General features: G+C 42.5%; 17 protein-coding genes. 8 read left to right on the plus strand and 9 right to left on the minus strand.

Annotated elements, in window-relative coordinates:
* The first annotated feature begins 56 nt into the window (after nt 1–56).
* The 5 genes from FLL45_RS23105 to FLL45_RS09730 all read left to right on the plus strand — a co-directional run bounded on the left by FLL45_RS23105 (nt 57) and on the right by FLL45_RS09730 (nt 7,392).
* Nucleotides 57–1,133, plus strand: coding sequence for a bifunctional transcriptional activator/DNA repair enzyme AdaA (locus tag FLL45_RS23105; RefSeq protein WP_281282200.1), 1,077 nt, complete (start codon nt 57–59; stop codon nt 1,131–1,133).
* A gap of 161 nt (nt 1,134–1,294) precedes the next feature.
* A complete protein-coding gene (locus FLL45_RS09715) occupies nt 1,295–2,179 on the plus strand; it encodes a DMT family transporter (RefSeq protein WP_142941821.1) in 885 nt (294 codons plus the stop codon).
* A gap of 180 nt (nt 2,180–2,359) precedes the next feature.
* On the plus strand, nt 2,360–3,127 hold the full coding sequence (locus tag FLL45_RS09720) for a DUF3581 family protein (protein ID WP_142941822.1): 768 nt from the start codon (nt 2,360–2,362) through the stop codon (nt 3,125–3,127).
* 415 nt (nt 3,128–3,542) lie between these two features.
* On the plus strand, nt 3,543–4,253 hold the full coding sequence (locus FLL45_RS09725) for a ParA family protein (protein WP_142941823.1): 711 nt from the start codon (nt 3,543–3,545) through the stop codon (nt 4,251–4,253).
* 268 nt (nt 4,254–4,521) lie between these two features.
* Entirely contained in the window at nt 4,522–7,392 is a 2,871-nt protein-coding gene (locus FLL45_RS09730; protein ID WP_142941824.1) for an insulinase family protein, read from the plus strand.
* Nucleotides 7,393–7,487: 95 nt separating this feature from the next.
* Here the strand turns inward: FLL45_RS09730 and FLL45_RS09735 are convergent, their stop codons facing one another.
* On the minus strand, nt 7,488–8,384 hold the full coding sequence (locus FLL45_RS09735; protein ID WP_142941825.1) for a LysR family transcriptional regulator: 897 nt from the start codon (nt 8,382–8,384) through the stop codon (nt 7,488–7,490).
* 116 nt (nt 8,385–8,500) lie between these two features.
* Here FLL45_RS09735 and FLL45_RS09740 point away from each other — a divergent pair, with 116 nt between their 5' ends.
* The 3 genes from FLL45_RS09740 to FLL45_RS09750 are packed head-to-tail and all read left to right on the plus strand — an operon-like array spanning nt 8,501 to nt 10,617.
* A complete protein-coding gene (locus FLL45_RS09740) occupies nt 8,501–8,803 on the plus strand; it encodes a DUF1330 domain-containing protein (RefSeq protein WP_142941826.1) in 303 nt (100 codons plus the stop codon).
* 13 nt (nt 8,804–8,816) lie between these two features.
* Nucleotides 8,817–9,806: a zinc-dependent alcohol dehydrogenase family protein gene (locus FLL45_RS09745; protein ID WP_142941827.1), complete on the plus strand. Its 990-nt coding sequence runs from the start codon at nt 8,817–8,819 to the stop codon at nt 9,804–9,806.
* Nucleotides 9,799–10,617 (plus strand): SDR family NAD(P)-dependent oxidoreductase, encoded by an 819-nt coding sequence (locus tag FLL45_RS09750; protein ID WP_246075804.1) that lies wholly within the window; start codon nt 9,799–9,801, stop codon nt 10,615–10,617. The genes FLL45_RS09745 and FLL45_RS09750 overlap by 8 nt, the downstream gene beginning before the upstream one ends.
* Nucleotides 10,618–10,677: 60 nt before the next feature.
* Here FLL45_RS09750 and FLL45_RS09755 read toward each other — a convergent pair whose 3' ends face one another.
* The 8 genes from FLL45_RS09755 to FLL45_RS09790 all read right to left on the minus strand — a co-directional run bounded on the left by FLL45_RS09755 (nt 10,678) and on the right by FLL45_RS09790 (nt 23,164).
* Nucleotides 10,678–12,558 carry a DUF885 domain-containing protein gene (locus tag FLL45_RS09755; RefSeq protein WP_142941828.1) on the minus strand — a complete coding sequence of 627 codons (1,881 nt, stop codon included), beginning with the start codon at nt 12,556–12,558 and terminating at the stop codon, nt 10,678–10,680.
* Between the two features lie 133 nt (nt 12,559–12,691).
* Complete coding sequence (locus FLL45_RS09760; protein WP_142941829.1) at nt 12,692–13,660, minus strand: sterol desaturase family protein; 969 nt, start codon at nt 13,658–13,660, stop codon at nt 12,692–12,694.
* Nucleotides 13,661–13,716: 56 nt separating this feature from the next.
* Nucleotides 13,717–15,960, minus strand: a complete 2,244-nt coding sequence (locus FLL45_RS09765; protein ID WP_210247151.1) for a TonB-dependent receptor family protein — start codon at nt 15,958–15,960, stop codon at nt 13,717–13,719.
* A gap of 43 nt (nt 15,961–16,003) precedes the next feature.
* Complete coding sequence (locus FLL45_RS09770) at nt 16,004–17,272, minus strand: imelysin family protein (protein WP_142941830.1); 1,269 nt, start codon at nt 17,270–17,272, stop codon at nt 16,004–16,006.
* Nucleotides 17,273–17,411: 139 nt separating this feature from the next.
* The gene (locus FLL45_RS09775) at nt 17,412–19,124 is read right to left on the minus strand and encodes a DUF4856 domain-containing protein (protein ID WP_185964397.1); all 1,713 of its coding nucleotides are present in this window, start codon (nt 19,122–19,124) and stop codon (nt 17,412–17,414) included.
* Nucleotides 19,125–19,362: 238 nt separating this feature from the next.
* On the minus strand, nt 19,363–20,400 hold the full coding sequence (locus tag FLL45_RS09780; protein WP_142941832.1) for an ABC transporter ATP-binding protein: 1,038 nt from the start codon (nt 20,398–20,400) through the stop codon (nt 19,363–19,365).
* A complete protein-coding gene (locus tag FLL45_RS09785; protein WP_142941833.1) occupies nt 20,397–22,058 on the minus strand; it encodes an ABC transporter permease in 1,662 nt (553 codons plus the stop codon). The genes FLL45_RS09780 and FLL45_RS09785 overlap by 4 nt, the downstream gene beginning before the upstream one ends.
* Nucleotides 22,059–22,165: 107 nt before the next feature.
* Nucleotides 22,166–23,164 carry a Fe(3+) ABC transporter substrate-binding protein gene (locus tag FLL45_RS09790; RefSeq protein WP_142941834.1) on the minus strand — a complete coding sequence of 333 codons (999 nt, stop codon included), beginning with the start codon at nt 23,162–23,164 and terminating at the stop codon, nt 22,166–22,168.
* Between the last annotated feature and the right edge of the window lie 262 nt (nt 23,165–23,426).

The raw sequence follows: 23,426 nt of genomic DNA on the forward strand, positions 1-23,426 counted from the left end.
TTTAGCTATTCGTGAATAGCTGTTCTACAATAGGTCGTTATTGGGAGTGAGACAAATTGAATAAATTGCAATCTATTGAGTTACCGGATAATCAAGTCATGTACGAGGCTTTGGTCAATAAAGATGCTTCGTATGAAGGGATTTTTATTGTTGGCGTAAAAACCACAGGAATATTTTGTCGTCCGACATGTAATGCTCGCAAGCCAAAGCCGGAAAATGTTGAATACTTTGCTGATATCAAACAGGCGTTAAGTTTCGGCTATCGGCCATGCAAAGTCTGTCATCCAACCAGACCTTATGGAGAGTCGCCCGATTGGCTAAAAGGGTTGCTCGAGGAGCTTTCTCAATCGGGGCAACAAAAATTTAAAGATCAAGACCTTCGTCAACGAGGTCTGGATCCGGTGCGAGTAAGGCGTTGGTTCAAGAAACATCATGGTATGACTTTTCAAGCCTATTCAAGAGCGCTCAGAATCAATCGAGCTTTCGGCTTAATCAAGCATGATGATAAAGTCATTGACACGGCTTTGGACAGCGGTTATGAATCGCTAAGTGGGTTTAATCATGCTTTTCGGAAGCTCACCGGGGCGGCGCCTAGCGCAAGTAAGCGTTCCAATGTTGTTACGGTTACTCGAATATTAACACCGCTCGGCCCTATGTTTGCCGGTGCTACGGAACAGGGAATCTGTTTGCTAGAGTTTACAGATCGACGGATGCTGGAAACCCAAATTACAAGACTCAGTAAATTATTAAGGGCGCGGTTCGTTCCCGGTCAGCATCCACTATTCGTTAAGTTGAGTTTACAACTCAAAGAATACTTCGCTGGTAAAAGAACGAAGTTTTCGGTGCCGCTGGATATTCCTGGAACCGATTTTCAGCAGCGCGTTTGGCAAGCATTGATGGAAATTCCATGCGGCGAGACTCGCTCCTATCAACAACAAGCACTCACTATCGGTAACCCTGATGCGGTTCGGGCGGTAGCGAAAGCAAACGGTGATAATCGAATTAGTATTATCATTCCTTGTCATCGAGTAATCGGCAAAAATGGTAAACTCACCGGTTATGGTGGCGGCTTGTGGCGCAAGCAACGGCTACTTGATATAGAGAGTGGACGCTTAAAAACGAGCTCAGAGTAGAACTCAAATTTCAAAAGCTAAACAATATATAAGTTAAATAAAAAATACTTAACAAACAATAGCGAATTACCACGTATCTTTGCTGAAGAGCTATTAATGAGACAGCCCTAAAAAGACACCCTAAATAAAACAACCGAACTGAGACAATCGAAGGAAGAATATTGAAGTCAAGAGATTTGTTTGATCTAGTATTATTGGCAGCTTTGTGGGGAGCCTCATTTTTATTTATGCGGGTTACTGTTGCTGAGTTTGGTGCGATTCCTCTCATTGCTGTGCGTGTTGCACTTGCTGCTGTATTTCTTTTGCCTTTTGTTTTTTGGCGAAATCGTCAGAAGCAAATCATAGAAAATGTGCTGACAATTAGTGTTGTGGGAATATTAAATTCAGCGATTCCTTTCTCCTTAATTGCATTTTCCACGCTATATTTAACCGCAGGTTTTGCTTCAATATTAAATGCAGCAACACCGATGTTTACTGCGATTATCGGGTTCATTTGGCTAAGTCAGCGTTTATCAAAGTCCGCGATTGTCGGGTTGTTTATTGGCTTAATTGGCGTGATTTTACTGGTGTGGGATAAAGTCGGTTTTGCGGATCGTAATATTACGATTGCAGTAAGTGCCGGTTTGCTGGCTGCAGTTTGTTACGCGATTGCGGCAAACTACAGCAAAAAATATCTTGTTGGCATTAATCCGCTAGCACTCTCTGCTGGCAGTTTAGTGGGCGCGAGTCTATTTTTAATGCCAATGGCGATTTATTTTTGGCCGCAACAAATGCCATCATTAAACAGCTGGATTAATTTAATTATTCTGGCGATTGCTTGCACAGGGTTTGCTTACATACTCTACTTTAGGCTTATTGAACGCACCGGCCCTGCAAATGCGACTACCGTTACTTTCCTAATGCCTTTATTTGGGATGTTTTGGGGATGGATGTTTTTAGATGAGACTATTTCGATAGAAACATTGATAGCTTGTGGTGTCATATTGTTTGGTACCGGTCTAACGACGGGCATAGTCAAAACAAAGTCTCAGCAAAAGGAGACTTAATCAAAATAAAACGATCAGTGGTCACATAAAAAGGTTTAGTAGCCATGGTCGAGTGGCATAAAAGCTTTCATGATAGTTTTTAAGTGCAATCAATACTGACTAATATGAACAGGTTTGACCTGGAAAAACTGGCACTAGAGGCCATTCATCGGTATAGTGCGCGCCACGAAACTAGGCGAAATGCGTAACTTAGCCGAATTGTTTGAAATGGTTACGCTGGCAACAATTGGAGTTGGTATGTTCCTTGAAAACTTCTTTACCCAATCAGGTGACAAATATTCTTTTTCAAAGCAGCAGGGTAGCGACTTTGCCAAAGAAATCGCAGGTGATTTCAATCCGCTGCATGACCCAGACAACAACCGATTTTGTATTCCAGGTGACTTGTTGTTCTCTTTGACCTCATGCAAATATGGTATTAGTCAGAATATGACCTTTGATTTTCAAGGTATGGTGAGTGGCGATAGTCAGGTTCATTTTGTCGAGAATGAAGACCAGATAAGAGTTGAGAATGACAATCAAAAGAGCTTCCTGGCAATGACTCGGGAAGGTGACAACACTCAAGACACAGCGTTTGTCGAAGCTTTAGTGCGCTCCTATGTGGCATTTTCTGGAAAAACTTTTCCGCACATCATTGTCGAGCTGATGAAAGAAGAGGGCGTCATGGTAAATCCAGTGAAGCCAATGGTCATATACGACATGATGAAACTCGGATTTGAGAAGTTTTCTGAGCACACCCCAGAAGTTGTTCTAAAACAGTCTCGATTCGATGTAAACGGCAAGCGAGGAATGGTCATCATGGATTTTGACATTTGCGCGAATGACGAGGTCATCGGTCATGGCGAAAAGCAAATTATTATGAGTGGCCTGCGCCCCTACGACCAAGAGGGGATTGACGTTCTGGTTAATAATTACGACCAAAGTCGAGAGCGTTTTTTTGCTAACGCTTAAATTTCCCCCATATTGTGAGCCTCTTTAATGAGGCGCTTCGATTAATCACAATGTAACCAGTCAACTTCCCACCTAGGGAAACGCCTGCATGGTTACTTCGCATGAGTCGATAAAACGGAATTATCGAAAAAAGTCATAGTCCCAAAAAGTCATAGCCCCAAAAGTCATACTCCAACAGACTAATCGCCGATCAAAGTGCCGATGATTCATAAAAAGTGATCTAAATTTAACTAATTTGTAAGATTACAGCCGCTAAAATCCTCTCCTGATTCTGCAAATTCCGCTATATCTCGACCTGGTTTGGTGGAAATTTGAGCATTAAATATTTGCTTTATTATTAAAAAACTCCTAAATTATCAGGTAGATAGAACAACACCAACAAACAAATCAGTAAAGATTGTGGGAAGGCGGATCTATGACAGCTAAAATCATCTCAGTTGCACAGGCTAAGGGAGGAGTCGGCAAAAGTACTATTTGCGCTAATCTGGCTGTGACTTTTTCCCAGTCAGGTAATGTTCTGATGATCGACTGTGATCCACCGCAACATTCTCTCTCTGCGTGGTTTAAAGTTAGAAATGAGCTTTATGAGGAGACTGGTTTAGTGCTTGAGCAAGCGGCAACGCCGGCGCAGTTGTTTAATTTAATCGAAAAACACAGTAATGACTTTGACTATATAGTGATTGATGGGGCACCGCATGTTAATCCGATAGTCCGCGCGATGATGTTGGTTTCGAATTTACTCATTGTGCCACTGGCTCCTTCATCCGTTGAAATCTGGTCATTTGAAACCTTCGAGGAGCTGCTGCACAAGGCTGAAAAGTTTAATAAACACTTAAAATCTAAGATTTGCTGGAATCGAGTAAGAAAGCGCGTTAAATCTTCTGAAGAAATCATCGAGTCGGTTGGAAAAGACTCTAAATTACAAGCACTTAAGAACAAGCTTAGCTTCCGTGTAGCCTACATGGATTCGTTTTCAGAAGGGTGCAGTGTTTATGAGTGGAGCGACCCAGTAGCGAGCGCCGAAATCTGGTCCCTGAGTTCTGCGATTAAGCGGGTCATTAGTAAGGAAGAAGCGATTAAAGTCTCCAAGTCTGCTGCGGCGCAAGATTTCATCAAAAAAGGCTAATCGTAAACTAAGATATTTTCTCGATGTTGCCCAAGCCAGCTGATCAATTGAGCTTGATTGGCGCGGCGTTAACTTTCCTTTTTGCCTCTGGCCATGTTTCATAACGAAATGTGTTTAAGTGCCTGCCTTGGTAATATTACCGTTCCAAAATCACAAATCGAAACAATTTGCGACTCAATGTCGTCATTGAAAATCTTATAATAGCCAGCCTGCGACAACGCATGTCGCCGAAAACGCGACTCAACAAATACAACAAGATGGAATATTTATGAATCGATTAATTAAATACGGCTTAGTAGTGGCCGCTTCATTTGCTGTTGTGGCTTGCCAGACCGGCGGTGGCAGTGCTGATTCAAATGATACGACCGTTAAGGTCAGCCCAAATGACCAACGAGACTACGCTGCGATGACCTTAGACAATGGAATCGGCGTTATTCTGGTGTCTGACCCAACCGTCGATAAATCAGCTGCAGCGCTGAGTGTTGGTGTCGGTCTGTTACATGACCCGATGACTCAGCAAGGTATGGCGCATTATTTAGAGCATATGCTTTTCTTAGGCACAGAACGCTTCCCTGAGACTAATGGCTATAGCGACTTTATGTCAAAGAATGGCGGCTCTTCCAATGCTTACACTTGGTTAGACATCACAAACTACATGTTTGAAATCAATAACGCCGCTTATGATGAAGCGCTTGATCGATTTTCTGATTTTTTCAAAGCGCCGAAGCTATATGAAGAGTACACAGAAAAAGAAAAAAATGCGGTAAACGCAGAATGGTCAATGCGAAGAGAAATGGATTTTTTCGGCCAATTCAAATTAAATCGTTCGATGATGGGCGATCACCCGGCTAATCGTTTTTTAATTGGCAACCTAGAAACTTTAAGCGATAAGCCCGGTAGCAAACTACACACAGAAACTGTCGATTTTTACAATCAGTACTACTCAGCGAATATCATGAAAGTAGCACTAGTCAGCAATTTACCACTTGCACAAATGAAAGAGCTTGCGACTAAGCATTTTTCTAGCATCAAAGACAAAGCGATTGAAAAACCAAAAGTTTCGACAAAATTAAACTTTGACGAGATGGGTAAAAAGCGTATTCACTACGTTCCTAACCAAGATGTTAAACAACTCGTCATCGACTTTACGATCGACAATAATGTTGATGATTATAAAACCAAACCTAACTTTTTTATCAGCTATTTAATTGGTTCTGAAATGCCCGGCTCGCCAGCTTACGAATTGAAAAAAGCCGGCTTAATTTCAAACTTATCTTCAAGCGGTTCACCGGAGCAATACGGTAACTATGGCAGCATGGCAATCAGAATTGATTTGACTGACGCTGGCATGGCAAAGCGCGAAGAAATCACTGCTGTGGTAATGAATTTTATTGAAAAAATTAGAAAAGACGGCGTCGATAAAAAGTATTTCAAGGAAATTCAAACTTCGTTAAATAATGATTTTCGATTCTTAGAAAAAGGCAATGCTTTTGGATATGTTTCAAATCTAGCGGATGAAATGCAAACCTATCCAGTCACTGATGTCATCAGCGCGCCGTACACCTATAGCCGGTTTGATGCAAAGTCGATTCAAAATGTACTTGACCAGTTAACCCCCGAGAGACTGCGTATTTGGTACATTAGTAAGCAGGAACCGCACGATCAGACAATGCATTTTTATGACGGTAAATACAAAATTGTTGATATTCCGCAAAGCGAGATCGATGCTTGGAGTAAGCCGGTTAACTATGCATTAAAGCTTCCTAAAGTAAATACCTTGTTACCTGAAGGGTTTGATATTAAAACCGCTGACAAAGCGGATCAGGCTAAACCTGAAATGGTTCATGACGAAAATGGAATTAAGGTGTGGCATTATCCTTCACAGGCGTTTAAGACCCAACCGAAAGGTTTAGTGAGAGTGTTCTTCAACAGTGATGAAGATATGTCGGATATCTCTTCTCAAATTTTGTTCTCATTGTGGACCGATCTATATTCATTGAAACAAAGTGCATTAATGACCGAAGCTGATATTGCCGGTATGAGTCTTTCGCTAAGAGAGCGTAAGGGACTTGAATTGTCGGTGAGTGGATTTACCGACAAGCAGGCTGAATTACTTGCGCAAGGTCTTGGCAGCTTAGTCTTCGATACGGATTCAAAAAGCTTTGCCCAGGCAGTTGATCGTTATATCAGAAATCTGAAAAATGCGGAAAAACAGTTCCCGATTAGTCAGTTATTCGGATATATGACTAACGTTGTTACGGCGACTGGTTATGAGTCTGATGATTTAATTAAAGCCGCGCAAAAATTGACTGCTGAAGACTTAAAATCGTTTATGAATAAAGTTATGGCGAATAACCAAATTCGTGTTTTTGCATTTGGCAATTATGATGATAACGACATTAAAAAGTTTGTTGGTCAAATTGAGAGTGTATTACCAAGCGATCGTCAGGTTACCGATTACGCGAGAACCAAAATCTGGAAACCTGCGAGTAACGAGGTGATTAGCTATAAAAAAGATTTAGAAGTTGCCGATGTAGCGATTTTGGATTTGATAGTACATCCCGACCCGAGCACCAAACAAGAAGCGAGAGCGCGTGTGTTGCGCAGTCACTTACGAACGGCAACCTTTGATAAGCTTCGTACGGAAGAACAGCTTGCTTATGCCGTTACCGCGTTAACAACTCAGCTTCGCGATTACACAACGTTGGGTTTTGCAATTCAGACGCCTGTTAAAAACGTAGTGGACATGCAAAAACGTTTTGATGACTTTAAGACTGAGTACGTCGAGAAACTTAATGCGATTACTGACGCTGAATTTACCCAACTTAAGAATAGTGTTTTGGTTTCTTTAAAAGAAAAACCGAAAAACTTAAGCGAAGAACTCGGACCAATCATTGCAGACTGGTACGAAGAAAAGTGGGATTTCAGTACGCGTGCAAAGCTTATTGCTGAGGTAGAAAAGGTAACTTTAGAAGACTTGAAAACTTTCTACAAAGAAACGGCGTTAAACCCAGAGGCTAGTCGAGTATCGATTCAGCTTCGAGGGTCTAAGTTTAAAGATGGTTCTTTCGCTAACCTAAAAGGTGAGAAGGAAGTGAAGAACTTAGTTGAACTGCACAAAGCGATGCAATACCAATAACTTTTACTGATTGGTATAGATGACAAAAGCCGGCTTTATGCCGGCTTTTTATTTAAGACTGCGTTAAATTAAGTGCTAAGTGCTAAGTGCTAAGTTCATAGTGAATCCCAGTAAGGTTTTTTTCCATAGGCATTAACAAAGAAATCAATAAATGCTCTTACCTTGGGCGCTAGTTGACGATTGGTGGGATACACCGCCCATATGGCGGATTGTGAGACTAGCGGAAAGTCTTGTAGTAGGTGGATCAGTTTTCCCGAACGTAAATGTTGATGAGCAATCCAGGTTGAACAAATAGTAATCCCCATACCTTGAATACATGCGTCACGGATAGCTTCTCCATTATCTGCTTTAAATCGACCTTTACCTTTTATCGCTTGAACGCCGTCAGGGATTTTAAATTTCCACGTTTCTAGTCCATTTAATGTCAGACATTGATGCTTTAATAGGTCGTTGGGGGTTTTAGGCTCTCCATATTTTTTTACATAATCCGGGGATGCGCACAAAACGCGTTTATCCGGCGCGAGTTTGCGTGCCACAAGCGAAGAGTCTTTAAGTTCTGCATTCCTGATAGCAATATCGAATCCACCTTCAACGAGATCAACAATATTATCTGAAAACCGACAGTCTAGTTCCAACGCTGGAAATAACTTCATAAAATCATTGAGCTGAGGCATAAGGTGTATTCGCCCAAATGATGAAGGCGCGGTAATGCGTAAGGTACCCGTCGGTGATGTAATTCCAGCGCCAACGGATGCTTTAGCTGCTTCAACGCTGGCGAGGACATTTTCCGCGTGTGCTAAGAAGTCTATGCCGTCCTCTGTTAGTGAGACTTTTCGAGTTGTGCGGTGGATTAACCTTACACCAAGTTCCGTTTCAAGTTTGGTCAGGTAATTACTCGAAACAGTGGGAGATAACCCAAGCTCTTGACCCGCTCGACTGATGCTATGAGTCCTCGCGACGCGTACCAGCACTTCCAAATGTTCTAATTTCATGATTATCAATAAAATATTGAAAGAGAATTGAATTATAAAGGTATTATCAATTTTTAAAAAGGCAATATACTGGTTCTCGAATTCCAAAATAATTCGAGCATTACTAGGAGGCGTCAATGAGCTATTACTCGGTACTCGAAGTCACACCAACGTCTGACGAGTGGATAGCGGATTACATCGATTCTGCGACCCACCTTGTGACGCAATATGGTGGCAAGTATCTTGCCCGTACGGCTAACCATGAATGCCTAGAGGGGCAAAGTGATAAAGTTGGATTAAGAATCATTATTGAATGGCCGACTAAAGCCTGCGCGCTAGCATTTATGGCAGATCCGACTTACCAACCACACTTACAAGCGCGAACAAAAGGTTCTATTAGTCATCATTTTCTCATCGAAGGAAAAGATGATTTGGACTGAGAGGATATTTTTAATGAAAGCAATGATTATCGATAAATTTGGTGGTACCGAATTTTTTAAACAGGTTGAAGTGAACAAGCCGGTAGTTAAACCCGGTCATGTGGTCGTAAAAGTCAAAGCAAGCAGTGTTAATCCGGTTGATTATAAAATTCGATCGTTGGGCGATATGTTGCCATTCGCTCCCGTTCTTCCAGCGATATTGGGAATGGATTTTGCCGGTGTTATCGAAGAGGTTGGAGAAGGGGTTACTGAGTTTCAAATTGGTGATGAAGTATTCGGTTGTGCGGGTGGATTGGGAACGATTGCTGGGAGTCTTGCTGAGTATATGCTGGCAGATAGTAGGTTAATCGCAAAGAAACCTAACAATATTTCCATGCAACAAGCTGCGGCTTTGCCACTGGTTTCAATAACTGCGTATGAAGGGTTATCGCGCGCAGGCGTATCTGAGGGACAGAAGGTTCTGATTCATGGCGGTTCAGGCGGGGTTGGGCATATTGCAGTCCAACTTGCACAGTATTTTGGTGCTCAAGTTTATTCTACGGCAGGCGGAGACAAGCAGATAGCTTACCTAGAAAATCTGGGCGTCAAAGCGATCAATTATAAATCTGAACGAGTTGAAGATTACACTGAGCAATATACCGAAGGAAAGGGGTTTGATTTGATTTTTGACTCGGTGGGCGACCAAAATCTTACTCACTCTATCGAAGCAGCCAAACTGAATGGTCATATAGCGACAACAAGTTCAATGGTTGAAATGGACTTAACATTAGCTCATTTAAAAGGCTTATCTTTACATGTAATATTTATGCTTATTCCGATGATCCACAATACGGGCCGTGAGCAACATGGACGAATTCTTACAGAGATCGCACGAATTGTGGAAGCCGGTAAGCTAATGCCTTATATCTGTGAACCTGTTTTTTCTTTAGCTCAAATCGCGGATGCGCATCAATTTTTAGAGAGTGGACGCGCCATGGGTAAGGTCGTTGTAAACCATGAATAGCGGAAAAATGCCAAAGAATATACTGATAACGGGAGCTACTGACGGTATTGGATTGTTAACAGCGAAGAAATTACTGGAATTAGGCCACCATGTTTTACTTCACGGTAGAAGTCAGCAAAAGCTTGAGCGGGTTCACCAAACATTGAGCCGGATTGACGCTGGAAACGTCACCATGGTCCAAGCTGATCTCTCCAACCTCTCTGAAGTTGCGGGGCTTGCTGAAGCGATTTTGCGCAAGCAGCTTTCTCTTGATGTACTGATAAACAATGCTGGCGTATTTAAAACGAGTCACCCAACGACTCAATACAATATTGACGTTCGTTTTTTGGTTAACACTATCGCGCCTTATTATCTGACGAAACTTTTAATGCCATTATTGTCAGCTGACAGCAGGGTGATTAACGTTTCGTCAGCCGCACAGGCGCCGCTTGATTTTGAGCGCTTGTTTCATCATAAGCATTTTTCCGACGCGTTTGATGCCTATGCACAGAGCAAATTGGCTGTCGTAATGTGGACTCGTTATTTAGCGAGTCACTTATCGGGTGAAGGTCCTACGATGGTAGCCGTTAATCCGGGGTCATTACTCGCCAGCAAAATGGTAAAAGAAGGTTTTGGTGTCGCCGGAAAGGATTTAAGTATTGGTGCACAAATACTAGTCAAGGCGAGCCTAGATTTTAGCTTCGCTGAAAGCTCTGGTGAGTATTTTGATAATGATCATGGTTGCATCGCGACACCGCATGAATTTGCGTTGAGTACAGAAAACTGTCACAAGTTAATCAATCGTATGGAATTGTTTTTAGCAACCTGCTAGCAAATTGTCTTAAGAAATAAAAAAGCCAGCATTGCGCCGGCTTTTTTGTTCACTCAATGACTATTTACTTTGAATATATTTTTCAACAAAGTCTTCTAAAACCGTTAGTGGCACAGGCCCGTTGGCGAGTACAACGTCATGAAATTCGCGAATATCAAACTTATCGCCCATCTTCGCTTTGGCGTTTTCTCGTAACTCGACAATCTTATTCATGCCGATTTTATATGCGGTCGCTTGACCAGGCATGACGATATGTCGTTCGACCATTTTTACTGCGTCGGATTTAGCGTTAGGCGTATTCGTCACATAGTATTCAATTCCTTGTTCTCGGGTCCACTTTTTACTGTGAATACCAGTGTCTACAACCAGTCTACACGCGCGCCATAACTCCATGGCAAGTCGCCCAAAGTCCGAATAAGGATCTTCGTAGAGACCGATTTCTTTAGGTACCAACTCACTGTATAACCCCCAACCTTCGTTGTAGGCAGTGTAACGACCGAACTTACGGAATTTAGGAATACCCGCTAGTTCTTGTGCTAAAGCTATTTGCATGTGATGTCCTGGAACGCCCTCGTGATAAGCTAGCGCTTCCATCTGATAAATTGGCATAGCTTCCATATCGTATAAGTTGGCGTAATAAGTACCTGGTCGAGTACCATCCATTGAGGGTTGTTGGTAGAAAGCTTTACCGGCTGATTTTTCACGGAATGGTTCGACTGCTTTAACAATCAAATCCGCTTTGGGTTTGGTAATAAACAACTCATCGATACGTGCTTTCATATTATCAATGTAGGCGGTTGCTTCTTTTAGATAGCGTTTTTTTCCCTCGTCGGTATTTTCGTAGTAGAACTTGTCGCTTTCTCGCATATAAACGAAAAATTCTTGGAGCGTCCCGTCATAGTTAACGCGTTTCATAATATCGCGCATTTCATTATGTATTCGTTCTACTTCAGACAAACCAATTTGATGAATTTGCTCTGAAGTAAGGTTTGTTGTGGTAATTCGTTGTAAGCGATTGTTGAAAAAGTCACCGCCATTCGGGAATTTCCAGACGCCGTCTCGAGTATCGGCCTGATCAGATAATTTTTCTAAGTAGCCAATTAGCTGTTCATAGGCCGGTTTTACAGAACTGATTAATGCTTTATTGGCTTCACCTAAAAGCTGTTCTTTTTCACTGGCTTCTATTTCAAGTTGCTCAACCTTTCGCTTAAAGTCAGCCCATAATGTACTGTCTTCGCCTTCGCTAAAAGGCGCGCCAGAGATAATATTGCGACTGTCATCAATCACATAAGGGTACACAAATTTAGGTGCAATAATGCCTTTTTCTGCGCGCGTTTTGAGACCGTCAACTAATTGGTTAAAGAGTGTGTTCAGGTTGTTTAACCGAGCAATGTAAGCTTTAGCATCGGCTGTATCGCTGATTCTGTGCTGATTGATCAGTAACGAGGCAACGCCCGAATGCAAGCCAAACATTTGATTTACAGGGTAATTGTAATACCGCCATTGAAAGTCTTCGATTTCTTGTTGTAATCCTTCTTTCATCAGACGGTAGCTAATTTTTGTCTGTTCATCGAGCTGGCTTTCATCGATCGCTAAAATTTTCTCAAGGTTTTGTTTAGTGATTTCTAAGTCTTCCAACTGCCTCTCTTCAGATAAGTCATTCCATTTGTCTTGATCTTGTTTGATACCCAAAAACGTTTGGTACATGGGGCTACGCATCACCCCTTGCATAAAGATTTCTTCAAAAAGCTGATTGGCTTTTGCGGAAGCATCAGCTGAAACCTCTTGACTGGGATTTGCAGATGGTTCAGCTACTTTTGCCGTCTGGCTTTGTTGTTTGTCACTCTGTGATTGACTGGACGACGATTGGCTGTCTTGATTGCAGGCTGCTAGTATCAACGCAAAGCTCACTGCGGCGGCAATTTTTGAAAGTTGAGTCATATTGCTCCCCATAACATTATGATGGATTGAAATTTTTTAACGCTATAGTCTGCCTAAAACGGAGAAGGTTAACAACAATCATAATTGTTAACGGATATGTAAAAATGAAAAAAACTGCTTAATTGACTCAGTTTTATCGGCTTGGTTTGAACATGCCAATAAACTTTCTTGCTGAATGTTTAATCGGTAAAAAATAAATACCAAGCAGCGTATCATGCTCTTTGAAGTCCCGGCCGACGCCAAAGTTTACGCGTTTCACGGCGTTTGCCGTAATTAATGAGCCGGCCATTCTATCCCAAATAGCAAATGCGGAGCCTAAGTTCTGATCAAAGTGTTCGGGATTATCACTATGGTGAATTTGGTGTTGTGCTGGGCTGATAAACCACTTTTCAACCTTGGGTCCCCAGCTCAACCAAATGTGAGAATGGCGCAAGTTAGATCCTAAAAAGTTAAAGGCAAAAACAAAAACATTGGCACCAGCGATTTCAACCACTGAAAGTGTGGGGCCAAATAAGTAATAACTTATGCCAATCGCTAAACCTTGTGAAACGGCTAACCGGCTTGCAAATAGATAGTTTTCAATCGGGTGAGAGCGATAGATTGTAATGGGCGTTAGTACTTTGGCGGAATGATGAACCTTGTGAAATTCCCACAAAAATGGCACATGATGAAGGAGCCAATGGAGGACAAAACGAGACAGATCATCGAGAACGAATAACAATGTGGTGAAGCTTAGCATGATTAGCCAGCGGGTGTTACTGATTGGCGTAAGCGTACCGAAAACGGATTCCAAAACTTCAGTGACATACAAGGCTATTGGAACCATCGCAATAATCACCGGTGCTAAAAGCACACCACGAATGATTTTGTTGACCACCAAAAGTACATAGTCGTGTTTAGCCGACTGAGCGAACCAAATTTTCTTGGGAAATAGAAACTTAAAAAAAGCGTTAATCCCGCGGCCGTTATTCACGAAGTAAAAAACAGGAATGGACAATAAAAAAGCGCCCAGCAAGTAGAGGCCAAATATTCTTTGGCTTGGGTCAATTAAATATTGACTCAAATCTTCTAAACTAGCTGTTAGCGCTTCGTACCATTGCATCGTTTAATAATCGAGTGTTGCTCTAAAATTGAATTTATGTGATTAGTTAATATGACCTACCAGCGGTATTTGTAACCTAAATAAAACTGCTGTGGTTTACTCGGTCTCGCGCCGAACGGTCGACGACTAATAATATTAACTTCATCAAGAACATTTTCAGCTTTCAAATAGACTGTACCATAATCCATAAAATCGTAAGCCGCGGACAAATCGAGATTCCAGTAAGCATCAGTCATTACGCCAGATAAAGCGACATTATCACCTGCAGCTTCATTCATTTCATCAACGTAACTGATCATCAAATTAGTACGCCATTGACTCGCTTCCAGTCCGATATCAAGGGTAAGCTGGTGCTCTGGTAAGTATGGCACGGAATCTCCCGCACTGACATCTCCCCAGAGTTCAAAGTCCGAGTCAAAAGTTTCTTGAAATTCTGCACTCGTGTAGGAGTAAGTTAACATCCAAGGGACATCAATATCATTCGACAGACTGAACCGATCAGCCCAGCTTGCCTCTAGACCGAAAACTTCGGCATTTCCTGCGTTAAACTCTTGATCAATGATAGAAAAACAGCTCGATGAAGTCGACGCGGTACAACTCTCTTTCAGATTGTCAAAATCACTATAAAAGCCGACTAACTCAATTCGGTTGGCTTGATTAAAATAACGATAACCGAGCTCTAAGTTGGTACTATCTTCAATCTCGATTTCTGGTGATTGTTTTGGGCTTGTCGGAATGAATCCGCGATGCAGTCCTGCAAACACACCACTCATGTCATCGATAGAGTAAAAGGCACTAACACCCGGTAAAACGATGGTAGTACTTTTTTTCAGCCAATCATTTTCAAAACCGACTAGATTATTTTGATAATAAGAGTCGATAATCTCGCTTCTAAACCCGAAAGTGAGTTCCCATTGGTCAAGTTCCAGCGTATCTTTTAAATAGATAGACCATACTTTAGAACGTTCAGTATTGGCTGTGGTAATCGCGGTTTCGGCCCCAGTCGCGACGAGTATTCCACTAACCATATTAAAATTATCTTCCGTGTGAAAACGCTCAATTTCATCTTCATGGTAGCGAATGCCTGTTTTGATGTTGTGAGTAATATCACCCCATTCAAATTTAAGATTGAGATCGGTTTGTACCCCTTGAGAGTAAAACGTTCTATCATTGACCCCAATAAGCAATTGTTCAAATAAACCTTCACTGTCTTTTTGTCCGGTTAATACTTGGTAATAGATTGCATTGATCCCTTCGCTTGGCGCGCTGAGTATGTCTTGTAAACTGCGCTGGGTAGCAGGGTTGTTTGAGGGGCGGAAATTGTTGAGTTTTCGCCAAGCTCTTTCAAAATCGTTTCGATAGGCACGTGTTGTGATATCAAAATTTTCACCTTGCAAGAAGTGATTAAATTGAACTTGTTCATGCTGCCAATCCATTTCGCCGAGCTGTGACGCCGCATACCGTCTAAATGGCGATAGCGCAAAATCTTCGTCAGTGAGTCCGAGGTAGGTTTCATTAGAAAGCTCATCGGCATAACCTAACTTTAACTCGAATACTTGATCGAATTGTTCACCTTTCAAATCATACCGGAACTTTGTTGTGATATCTTTTTTATCAAAACCGGTATCTCCACCAGAGTCCAGGGTTTTAAAACCATCGCTTTGCAAATTAATACCTTCAATGAGTACACCGAGGTTATCGAAGTTATGGATCGCATATCCGTGAAACTTGCTGTAGGCATCGCTACCGTAAGATACATCGACCATGCCTTCATTATCTTGCGACACTTGACGAGTCAGCATGTTGAGCGTACCGGCAACGGTATTCGGTCCATATAAAATTGCGGAAGGCCCTTTATAGACTTCGACTGAAGTCATTCGACTGACCATCGGAAAATAATAAGCAGCAGGCGCAGAGTAAGGCGCTGGACCAATTAAGATACCATCCTCAAGTATGTTTATTTTCTTACTGCGTTCCGGTGTTACCCCTCGAAAACCAATGTTGGGTCGTAGGCCATAACCATCTTCTTGTCGAATATTGACACCGGGTACTTGTGCGAGTATCCGATGGATGTCGTCAAATTCGTACTTTTCAAGTTGCACCTCGTCGATAATAGTTGCCGAACCCGCTTCAGTATTGAGCGTGTTGTTTTGACCAACGATCAATAGTCGATTTTCATAGTCGCCTTTATCATCGTCAGTATTCGGTGTCTGTGATTCTTGTGCGGACAAATTAACTGCAACACTCAACCCCACCGAAAGTGCAGACATTTTGAACAGGCTTTTGATATTTTTATTCATTAATAATTCTACTTAATTTGATATCTTATTTTTAAAAGTAATATTAGTCGTTGTCACCAGCGGAACTTGCCGGAAGCTGCAAAGCTAACTGAGTGATAAAGTCGGTTTTCATTTGATCGGTGATAGCTTTTATTTGATCGTGAGTGGCTTGCACGTTGTTTGTCGAATTGACTAACGCGTCATTGAGCGTTACTTGGTAAGCATCGATATTATTGATGGCATTATCAATGGCATTACTAATATTAGTCGCGGTCGCCTCTGCACCTTCTTCGATGAGATAGTCGTCAAAGCCAGTGTTGTCGTTGCTTTGATCGGAGTTACCGGTAAAAACTGCTCGAATCGCAATTAAGTTGCTACGAATATTCTCCAAAGAGTGATTGGCAAATTGCGACTCTAGATTTTCTGGGCAAGCATTTTGTTGACAATCGTTTTCAAACAGACCCAGGGGGATAGCGAGTTTAGAGTCCTTTGTGACGGTATCTAAATAAAAAATCGCATCAGAGATTCGGTTAACCGCTTCGTGAATGTTCTCAAAATCACTGCCAGGTTGAGCTGATGCATTTAACAGAGATTGTGCATAACCAGAATCACCAGACCAAGCTGCGAGGAAGTCGTCGACATTATTGCGCAAATCATCAGTCAGCTCGACTGCAAATTGGCAACGTTGTTCGACACGTTGACGCTCGCTCAGGTTATCCCAGCCGGCCGGTGCTGTTGTCGCTGTACATGAGTGCTCTAGGTTGTCGTTAAACAATAAGTATTCCAGTGCATCTAGCCCTCGCCGGGTGACCACTCGATTGGCAACGTTGTATGGCGTACCATTGATATTACCAGCATTAAAAAATGTGACGTCTTGATCGACAGCGCAAGTGTTAGCGACTGGCCAAGAGTAGATTTTGTTTCTCAATGAGCTTTGGTTTTCGATGAGAGGTCCGATTTGCATCATTTCGACTTTTTGCCAACTCGACATGGCTGCTTTCCAGTCGTCTCTCGCTTGAGTTCTATCTGAGTCTCTCTGGTTCGCATCAATACTCCCGGTTGTGAAACCGATTTCACTCTGGCAATAAGTGATGACTGACTGATTAAGTTGACTTGCTAACTGATCAAATTCTTCGAAAGCTGGCGTGAGGATATTGTTGGTCAAATTAGTGACCAGCTTTCCTTCGTCAAATTGAGAGGGTGTACCATTGTTGTTCGCATTATCGTTAAATTGCGAGCCCGCGGTACTGCTAGTACTATCACTGCACCCTATGGTTGAAAGTGCAATGGTCATTGCCGCGGCTAACGAAGAAATTGATGCTCTATAATTCATAATTTTTTGCTCTTAAGGTCTCAATATTTTCCGATCAGCAACCGGATATTTTTCTGTTTAAGAAACGCGAAAAGGTTAAGCGATTCCGCCTAACCTTTTGTAAATCCTTTTGTATCTAAAAAGTCTTTAACAAACTGCACTACCAGTTTTCTACATGCTCTGCTTCAAAGCCATAGGCTGTCTGTAAAATTCCTCGAGCCGTAAGTAGATCAGCTTTATACTGATCAAGGTCTTGCTGCGGAGAAACCACAGGTGCATCTTGCATCAAATTGTGTAGCTGCGTGTAGTTAGCGTCTGATAAAGGTGAAAGACGATTAAATTGAAGGTTCAATGCAAAACCTTTCATCTCGGACCAGTGCTTAGCTAAGTCAGCGTAATTAAAATCATTTGTACCAAGTGCATCAAGGTCTGCGAGTGTATCGTTAATGTAATGTACAACAGTTGCAGAGATCGATTTCTCCCAATACTCCAATACGATATCTCGCTCGGCTACCAAAGCATTCATTTGTTCGGTAGTCAGTTCCGAACCAATATTATCATTGATAATTTTACGCCCATTGAGAAATGCATTGAATGCTGCGCTTGTGAAATCTGTCGGGTTAGTCAAGGCGCTTGTACCACGGTCGCGTTTCGCCGCATTGGTTGAATTGCCGAGGTTCACTTCTGACATTAAATCGAAGAAGCCATCACCGTTGCTATCATGACGACCTGAACGATATTCTTCACGTCCATCTTTTGCTGCAATTTCATCGTCGGTGTATTCAAGGTAGTCTCTAGCAGCACCGAAATAGCCAAAGCCCTCATCCCATTGATGTTCTAAAGCGGTGTAGACACTACTACCAGCAATATTAGTTGAGCGTAAACCTTTGTCATCAGTATCGTTGTCCAAGTAGTCATCGGCACCTTGAGAAAAAGCGACTGCACCGAGTAAAAACTTTTGAATAAGTTGTTTTAAATCTCGACCATCGGTCGTTAAATAAATTTGAGTGATTTCATTATTATTGAAATCCATTCGAGTGTTGCCATCGATCCATTCTTGAGCATGGTCACCTAACATTCCAAAATAAATTTGAACTAGGCCGTGTGGCGTTGTTGATCCTACAGTTCCCCAGCCCTCAAAATCGCCATTGTTCCAATCTTTGTGTTGGCCCACTTCATCACTACCTGCAATTTTGCCTAGTAAATCTTTTTGTGAAGAGGAAAGTTCACGCAGTGTGGTTTGTTCGAGCGTTTCAATAAAGTCGACTGCAAAGGTGTCAGCAATTAAGTCGTAATCTTCAGCAGAAATTTCGTAAAATGAATTGAGTTTATCAATCACGGCTTGACGAGTAGTGAGTGCGCCTGACTCTAAATCAGTCTGTAGCTCGCTACCGATATATTGATTAAGTTCGTATATCAGTGCCATTCGCGCTGTTTGGCCAGAGTAGGCAACTGTCGAGTTACCGTCGGCATCGGCAAATGTGTATGTGTCTAAAACATCGTTAACATTAATGGTGACGTTGCTCGTCGTGCTAAGGCCGCCACTATCAGTTGCGGTGATTGACACTGACTGAGAGGGCGTTTTTTCGAAGTTAAGCGCAACAGAGTCAATCAGTTTTAAGGTCGTTCCAGAGATTTCGAATAAGTCACTGGTGGTGGTAAAAGTAATCGCATCACCGTTAGGATCGGTTGCTGAAATAGTACCGACAGTCGCTCCAGCTTCATTTTCAGAAACAGTGTTTGCTGAAACAGTGATTCCAGTTGGTGCTTGATTGGTCGTACCGCCGTTGCCGTTACCACTGCTGCTACCGCCGCCACAAGCTGAAAGCAAGATTAAAGAAGAGGCTGCCAGTGCGAAGGGCAGTTTAGTCATCGCAATTCTCATTATGTTGTCCGTTAACCATTAGATGTTGTTATCATTGATGTGGCGCAAAGTTTAATTCAAATCTAAATAAGAATCAAACTCATTTGCTGTTAGATTGATAGAGATCAAAGAAAAATCTACAAATCCAGATTTTTGTCATCAGATCCCACGGACCTAGGAATGGAAGCTTACTGGTTAAAAACCATAAAACTGAGCGGGTTTTAAGTTTAACCATTTGATTTTATTGTTATTTTTTGATGATTGCCGGGTTGGGGCCAGATAGTTCGATGGACACCTTTGATTCATCTGGAATATTTTCATTGGAATAGCTGAGTAAAATACCGCTCTCATCTTGACTCGATTGAACGGTGTATCGCCAATAATGGCCACAAAACGCTTTGTCTTGCACTTGATAGGCACCATTTGGGTCAGCTTTAATGGAGACTTGCTCTGGACGAACCATGACCATCGCGGTTTCTGGGGTGGCCAATTGACCAGCGGCGATCTCGATTGTGCCAAGTGCTGTTTCTATGCTTGATGAACTCGCTTTCAGTATCGGCAAGTAGCTGGCTTTACCGATAAAGTCGGCAACATACTTCGATTGAGGACCGTAATAAAGCTCTTCTGCCGTACCTAACTGGGCTAATTGACCTTGCTGAAAAACCGCGATCTTGTCGGCGAAAGCGAAAGCCTCATCTTTGTTATGAGTAACCAACAACCCAGAAACTTTTTGTTGTTTGAGGATATTGCGAATCTCTGGCATCAATTTCTCGCGAGATTGGTTGTCGATGTTTGAAAACGGTTCATCCAAAAGAATTAATGCTGGTTGGTAGGCCAAAGCCCTGGCGATAGCGACTCGCTGTTGTTGTCCACCCGAGAGCTCGTGAGGATAGCGTTTCGCGAAATCTGCCAAGCCGACTAGTGTGAGCATTTCTATCGCTCGTTGGGCCTTGCTCGTTTTGTCACCCTGCTTAAGTCCAAAGGCAACATTTTCTTCAGCGGTCAAGTGAGGAAATAGCGCATAATCTTGAAATATCATCCCAATATTTCTGCGCTCACTCGGGATAGTGATATTTTCGCCACTAACTTGTTTCTGCGAAATAAATATTTCACCTGAACTGATTGGTTGTAATCCGGCGATCGCTTTAAGGAGCGTCGTTTTACCACAACCACTTGGGCCAAGCAGCGCGATGATCTCATTTTCGGCTAAGTCTAAAGACAGGTCTTTGAGCACAGACTGTGAGTCATATTGGCAATAGAGTGAATTGACTGATAATTGATTCATTGGCGCTTCGCGTGTTTTGAGTTGCTGGGTTGAGTGGAGTCTAAATATTTATCAAGAAAAATTAACGGAATCAGGCCGACCACAACAATGACAATTGCGGCAAGCGCGCCGAGTTCGAGTTGTTCATCGGAGACAAACTGGTAAACATAAGTCGCCAAAGACTCAAAACCAAATGGCCTGAGAAGAAGCGCTGCGGGTAACTCCTTCATTGATTCGATAAACACGAGAAGCGCGGCAACAAACAGTCCTTTACTGACCAGTGGCATGTGCACTTTAAACATGGTTTTTAGCGGAGACAGTCCCATTGTTGTACTCGCCATGTCCAATGAAGGAGGCACTTTAGCTAAACTCGCGTCGACCGAACCAACCGCGATAGCACTAAAGCGAATAACATAGCCGAAAATTATCGCAAATAAGCTTCCCGATAAAATCAATCCCGGACCGCTAGTCCCCATCGATTTAAACAGTGAGTTAACCCCAGAGTCCATCATTGTGAGTGGGATAAGTACGCCTATAGCGAGTACCGTGCCTGGCAGTGCGTACCCAGCACTGGCGAGTTTTCCCGGAACTTCGCGCGTTTTACTTTGCGACAATCTTTTGTAGTAACCGAAAATTAATCCAAACAGCAAACAAAATAAGCTGACAAGACTCGCGACTAATAGGCTGTTTAAACTGTATTCTATGAATTCCGCGTTCCACGACTCGCTAAAATAATCAAACGCAAACTCAATCAGTCTTAAGAAAGGAAACAGAAAAGCCGCAAAGAAAACAATCGAAAGAAATAGCAAGGTTATGATTTGCTGTGGACGTTTTAGTTTAGGGCGTACAATAGTCTCTTGACCCACCGCATGTTGATAGTACTTCTGTTGTCTCCTGGCATATTTTTCAATCCCAATGAGTAGAAAGATGGCAAGTAACATAATAGCGGAAATTCTCGCTGCTGCGGCTAAACTGCCATAGCCTAACCAGGTGTCATACACCGCGGTGGTGAGAGTTGAAACGGCGAAATACTTAACCACAGCAAAATCGGCAAGCGTTTCCATGGCGACTAAGGTGATTCCGACAGCTAATGCGGGGCGGGCCAACGGAAATGATAGGCGATAGAAAGTCTGCCAAGTATTACAGCCCATTACCCGAGCACTATTAATCAACGATGATGATTGTTCGTTAAAGCAAGCCCGCATCAATAAATAAATATAGGGAAACAATACAAGCGCGAGCATGAGGCTGGCTCCGCCGAGATTTCTTACCTGAAAGTAGCAGTGGGTACCCACTGTGTCGGGCTCGAGTAGTTGACGCAAGGAAGTTTGTATTGGCCCAGCACATTCGAGTAAATCTGTGTACACAAAGGCGACCACGTACGAGGGCATTGCTAAGGGTAAAATCAGGGCCCACTGGAAATAGCGTCGAAGGGGGAATTCATAATTGGCAATCAACCAGGCGCAGGGTACCCCGATTAATGTCGCAATAGCCACTACGGCAACGGTTAACGCAAACGAATTAAAAATATAGTCGGGAAGAACGGTTTGATAAAGGTGATTAAAGATATCTTGATCATTCGCAAAAGATTGCCAGACAATCGCGGCAAAGGGCGATGCAAGTGTCAGTGCTAAGAGCCAACTAAAGAAGGGCCATTTTTTGCTGATGGTTAAGTTCAAGGGGCGCTTCTCAACGACGAAGCTCAAAAGGACTTAGCGATGCCAGGTTCCCTAAGTCCGAATAAAGTTACGGTCGTTCTTGTTATGATTAAGATGACCGAAGTTTACTACAGGTCGAACTTGACTTCATCAATCAACTTCATGGCTTTTTCGCGGTTTGCAGCGATTTTGGCCATTTCGAGGTTGTCTGCTTTGTATTCACCCCAAGAGGCGACTAATGGAGAGTAAGCGACACCAGGTTTCACCGGATATTCCATATTGGCTTCTGCATAGATTTTTTGTGCGTTTGCGCTGCTCAAATATTCCATTAAGCGTATCGCTGCTTCTTTATTCGGTGCATGTTTGGTCAACGCCATACCACTAACATTCACATGAGCACCACGATCCTTTTGGTTGGGAAACAAGATATGGACTGAGTCAGCCCAAGCTTTTTGGTTTTTATCCGCAAGCATTTTGCCGAAGTAGTAACCATTACCGATGGAAATATCACATAAACCTTCTTTGATGGCTTTTACTTGTGCTCGATCATTGCCTTGAGGTTTTCTCGCAAGATTAGCTTTAACCCCTTGAAGCCATTTTTTAGTTTCTGCTTCGCCGTGATGCGAAATCATCGAAGAAACTAGGGCGACAGAATAAGGGTGTTTGCCGCTTCGCGTGCAAATTTTGCCTTTAAACTTTTCACTGGCAAGATCTTCGTAAGAAATGTCGATTTTACCGACGCGATCTTTGGACGCATAGATATTTCTTACCCGAGTGGTAAGCGCGAACCACTGATTTTTTGGGTCACGTAAATGTGCAGGGATATTTTCAAATATCGTTTTATTCTCAACGCTCTGAGTTAAACCACGGTTTGTGATCTCCATGAGTCGACTAATATCTGTCGTCATAACAACGTCGGCTTTGGTGTGTTCACCTTCACGCTCTAAACGTTCGGCAAGCCCCTGTTTCGCAAACAGCACATTCACTTTGATCCCGGTATCTTTAGTAAACTGTTCAACGACGGGGTCAACTAAAAATGCTTGTCGATACGAGTAAATATTAACGCTTTGCTGAGCGGCGACTGAAAACGATGATAGCGCAGCAAAAAGTAAAACCAGCTTTTTCATTGGGAGGTCCTAATAATAATGATTCTCATTTGGTGCAATTATAAAAGGAATTAACGCTTTCGCAAGCCCTTATTTGTGAGGATACATCGCATTTATTGCTCTGCTTGCCGCTTTTGTTCATTAAAGTTGGTTGTTCGTTAATCAAGAAGAGAAGGTTGTCTTGAGTTGACCAATCAAATTGAAGTTTGATTTATAACAAGGCTGCCGAGCCCAATTGAAAAGAGTATTTTTATCCCCATATAGATAATGAAGGAATAATACC

Source organism: Aliikangiella marina (genome assembly GCF_007004765.1).
GTDB lineage: Bacteria > Pseudomonadota > Gammaproteobacteria > Enterobacterales > Kangiellaceae > Aliikangiella > Aliikangiella marina.